This is a genomic window from Kitasatospora sp. NPDC059803 (assembly GCF_042732255.1).
GTDB lineage: Bacteria > Actinomycetota > Actinomycetes > Streptomycetales > Streptomycetaceae > Kitasatospora.
Window position 1 is genome coordinate 1 of record NZ_JBHWIJ010000482.1, and the last position, 3,682, is coordinate 3,682.

Sequence of the window (3,682 nt, forward strand, 5' to 3'; positions counted from 1 at the left end):
CGCCGGGGGCCCCCCCCGCGGGCTCCCGGCCCTCGGCTTGGGCCCCCCACCAGCTGTGTGCGGCGTTGCCCCCGCCCCGGGGGGCCGGGCCCCACCTCGACGGTCATCACCCAGGCGAGCGGCCCGCCGTTCGGCAGGTCGCGCCGGTGGAAGTCCACCCAGAGCGAGCCGAGCGGCTCGGCTTCGCCGTCCGCGCGCAGGCGGCGCAGGGCGACGCCGGGGCTGTCGGCGCCCTGCGGGAGCTGGCGCCGGTGGTCCAGCTGGGACCGGGCGCGGGCCTGCTCCTCGCTGAGCCCGGACTCCACGAGCGAGCGGAGGTAGCCCCGCGCGGCCCGGTCGAGCCAGGCCTGGAACTCCGGGGGCTCGATCCGGTCGGCGGTGATGCCGGCGGGCAGGGCGGGGGCGGCGGTCAGCCGCTTGGCCAGGTTCCGCATCCGCTCGGTGTAGCCGAGGGTGGTGGCGAGCCCCCGGGCGATCCGCGCCGTCTCGGGGATGTTGGCGTCCACCCGGGTGCAGTCCCAGTTGCGCAGCACCTCCTCCGCGGCCAGCGCGCCGAACGTGCCGCGGCCCCGACCCCGGCCTTCTCTGACCTCCAACTCCGATATCTCGCCCCAGAGTTGGCTGCCATGCGGGATGGCGGTGGTGCGCAGCGCGCCGACCTGGCGGCCGTTGGCGCAGATCTGCCAGCGCCTGGTGCGGCCGCCGGCGTCGGTGGGTGTCTCCGGGCCCTCGGGGCGCAGCGTCGTGGTCATGTGGTGGTCCCTTCCCCGCGCCCGGGCCCCTATGCCCGGGTTGCCGTTGCGGGGATCACGGGTCGAGGTCGTCGCCGCTGCGTTCGGCGAAGACGGCCATGGCCTTGGCGGTGACGGGGCCGATGCCGGGCAGCTCGCGGTCGTCCACCCGGGTCACGGCCTGGACGTCACGGGTGGTGGAGGTCAGGAAGACCTCGTCGGCGTCCTGGAGGGCGCTGAGCGGCAGGTCGGCCTCCTCGGCGCCGCACCAGTCGACGACCAGCTGCCGGGTGATGCCGGCCAGGCAGCCGGAGGCGAGGGTGGGGGTGAGCAGGCGGCCGCCGAGGACGACGAAGACGTTGGAGCCGGTGCCCTCGCAGAGCAGGCCGACGGTGTTGGCGAACAGGGCCTCCGAGGCGCCGGCGCGGTGGGCGGCGGCCAGGGCGACGACGTTCTCGGCGTACGAGGTGGTCTTGAGGCCGGCGACGGCGCTGTGCTCGTTGCGGCGCCACGGGACGACGGCGGCGGCGGTCTCGTCGGGGCGGCGGTTGATCGCGCCGAGGGCGACGACGAGGGTGGGGCCGGCGGTGCCGCGCTCGGAGCCGAGCGGGGAGGTGCCGCCCGTGTAGGTGACGCGCAGGCGGCCGAGCGGGGCCGGGTTGGCGGCGAGGACCTGGGCGCAGGCCTCGCGGACCAGGTCGTGGTCCGGGTCGGGCAGGCCGAGGCCGCGGGCGGAGCGGGTGAGCCGGTCGAGGTGCCGGGTGACGGCGAAGGCCCGGCCGTCGGTGGCCTTCAGGGTCTCGAACACCCCGTCGCCGGTGGTGAGTCCGTGGTCGAGGACCGAGACGGCGGCGTCGGCGGAGTCGACGAGCGCCCCGTTGACCCAGCTCGTGGTCGGGTTCTGCATCGAGGGCTGCTCCTTGGGCGGGGTGGGGGCGGGGCGGTTCATGCCCCCGTCGGGTCGGTGTCGCTGCCCGACGCTATCGCGACCAGGCGGGCGGCCTTCAGTTCGGTTTCCGCCCACTCGCGGTCGGGGTCGGAGCCCCAGGTGATGCCGGCGCCGGTGCCGAAGCGCAGCACGGGCGCCTCGGGGTCGGTCCGGTCGAGCCAGAAGGTGCGGATGCCGACGGCGAGTTCGCCCTCGCCGCGGTCGGCGTCGACCCAGCCGACGGCGCCGCAGTACGGGCCGCGCGGGGCGGTCTCCAGGGCGTCGATGATCCGCAGGGCGCTGGACTTGGGGGCGCCGGTGACGGAGCCGGGCGGGAAGGTGGCGGCGAGCAGCTCGGGCCAGCCGGCGCCCTCGCGCAGGGTGCCCTCGACGGTGGACACCAGGTGGACCAGGCCGGGGTGCTTCTCGACGGCGCACAGGTCGGGGACGGTGACGCTGCCGGTCGCGCAGACCTGCCCGAGGTCGTTGCGGACCAGGTCGACGATCATCACGTTCTCGGCGTGGTCCTTGTCGAGGAGGTCGTCCTCGGTGCGGCCGGTGCCCTTGATCGGGCCGGAGGAGACGGTGCGGCCGGTGCGGCGCAGGTACAGCTCGGGTGAGGCGGTGGCGATCTCGACGCCGTACCCGGGCAGGCGGATGGTGCCGGCGTAGGGGGCGGGGTTGCCGTGGGCGAGGAGGCCGGTGAGGGCGTCGACGTCGCTGCGGGCCGGGTCGGGCAGCGGTGCGGACAGCACGCGGCAGAGGTTCGCCTGGTAGACCTCGCCGGCGGCTATGTGCTCGCGGATGCGGCGTACGCCCGCGGTGTAGGCGGAGCGGTCCAGGGAGCTGTGCCAGTCGCCGGCCTCCGGTCCGCGCCAGCCGGCGCCCGAGGGCGGCGCGGGGGCGGGGCGGACGTCGTCGAAGCGGGCGCAGGTCAGCCGACCCTCGAAGTCGTAGGCGACGGCCCAGTAGCCGGTGGAGTCCAGGGCCGCCGGGTCCGAGGTGACGTCACGCAGGCCGGTGGCCAGGCGGCCGCCGAAGCGGGCGAGCGGGGTGCTGGGTTCGGTGGGGCCGGACACGGTTCTCCTGCGCGGTGGTCCTGGGCGGCGGTGCCTGAAGTGTAGGTCGGGGGTGCGGGCCCGGCGCGGGGGTGTGACTCGGGGGTGTGAGCAGCGCCCGGCGTCGCGCGGGTGTGCGCCGGGTGGCCTGCGGATGATCGTCCGGAAGCGCCGCAGGTGGCGGCCGGTGGCCGGGTCGAGGGGGCGGCGGGGAGGCGCTCGGCGGGCATCCCATCGGCACGCTGCGGGAACGGATTTTTAGCTGGCCCAGGAATCCGCTAGAGTTCAACACGTCGCCAGGGAGCGCAGCCGAAGAAAAGCGGTGAAGGTCCCGGGAGACAGGCGGACGTGGCTCAGTTGGTAGAGCATCACCTTGCCAAGGTGAGGGTCGCGAGTTCGAATCTCGTCGTCCGCTCGATGGAGAACAGTGTAAGATCGTTCTTCGTGTGTTGCCTGGTGGAGTGGCCGAGAGGCGAGGCAACGGCCTGCAAAGCCGTGTACACGGGTTCAAATCCCGTCTCCACCTCCGAGAGGTTCGACCGGTTCCGGCCGGAAGACCTCCCCGCGCGATTAGCTCAGCGGGAGAGCACTACCTTGACACGGTAGGGGTCACTGGTTCAATCCCAGTATCGCGCACGTTGGATCCTTCGGGGTCTGCTGCAGGACCGCCACACCAGGCGCGATTAGCTCAGCGGGAGAGCACTACCTTGACACGGTAGGGGTCACTGGTTCAATCCCAGTATCGCGCACGTCGGGCCCTTCGGGGTCTGCTGCAGGACCGCCACACCAGGCGCGATTAGCTCAGCGGGAGAGCACTACCTTGACACGGTAGGGGTCACTGGTTCAATCCCAGTATCGCGCACGTCGGGCCCTTCGGGGTCTGCTGCAGGACCGCCACACCAGGCGCGATTAGCTCAGCGGGAGAGCACTACCTTGACACGGTAGGGGTCACTGGTTCAATCCCA

Annotated in this window: 3 protein-coding genes and 5 tRNA genes; 5 read left to right on the forward strand and 3 right to left on the reverse strand. The window is 73.4% G+C overall.

From position 1 onward, the window contains the following. The 3 genes from ACFV6I_RS38435 to ACFV6I_RS38445 all read right to left on the reverse strand — a co-directional run. A partial coding sequence (locus ACFV6I_RS38435; RefSeq protein WP_380430819.1) for a GNAT family N-acetyltransferase occupies positions 1–752 on the reverse strand: 752 nt, incomplete at its 3' end. A 55-nt stretch (positions 753–807) separates the two neighbouring features. Then, positions 808–1,638 carry an aminodeoxychorismate lyase gene (locus ACFV6I_RS38440; RefSeq protein ID WP_063346826.1) on the reverse strand — a complete coding sequence of 277 codons (831 nt, stop codon included), beginning with the start codon at positions 1,636–1,638 and terminating at the stop codon, positions 808–810. Positions 1,639–1,676: 38 nt separating this feature from the next. Then, the gene (locus ACFV6I_RS38445) at positions 1,677–2,738 is read right to left on the reverse strand and encodes a chorismate-binding protein (protein ID WP_380430822.1); all 1,062 of its coding nucleotides are present in this window, start codon (positions 2,736–2,738) and stop codon (positions 1,677–1,679) included. 321 nt (positions 2,739–3,059) lie between these two features. On the opposite strand from ACFV6I_RS38445, the gene ACFV6I_RS38450 reads away from it, so the two are divergent. The 5 genes from ACFV6I_RS38450 to ACFV6I_RS38470 all read left to right on the forward strand — a co-directional run bounded on the left by ACFV6I_RS38450 (position 3,060) and on the right by ACFV6I_RS38470 (position 3,579). Next, a tRNA-Gly gene (locus ACFV6I_RS38450) sits at positions 3,060–3,132 on the forward strand. 40 nt (positions 3,133–3,172) lie between these two features. Next, positions 3,173–3,243: transfer RNA gene (locus ACFV6I_RS38455), tRNA-Cys, on the forward strand. Positions 3,244–3,281: 38 nt separating this feature from the next. Beyond that, positions 3,282–3,353, forward strand: a tRNA-Val gene (locus tag ACFV6I_RS38460). A gap of 41 nt (positions 3,354–3,394) precedes the next feature. Further along, positions 3,395–3,466: transfer RNA gene (locus ACFV6I_RS38465), tRNA-Val, on the forward strand. 41 nt (positions 3,467–3,507) lie between these two features. Further along, a tRNA-Val gene (locus tag ACFV6I_RS38470) sits at positions 3,508–3,579 on the forward strand. Positions 3,580–3,682 lie beyond the last annotated feature (103 nt).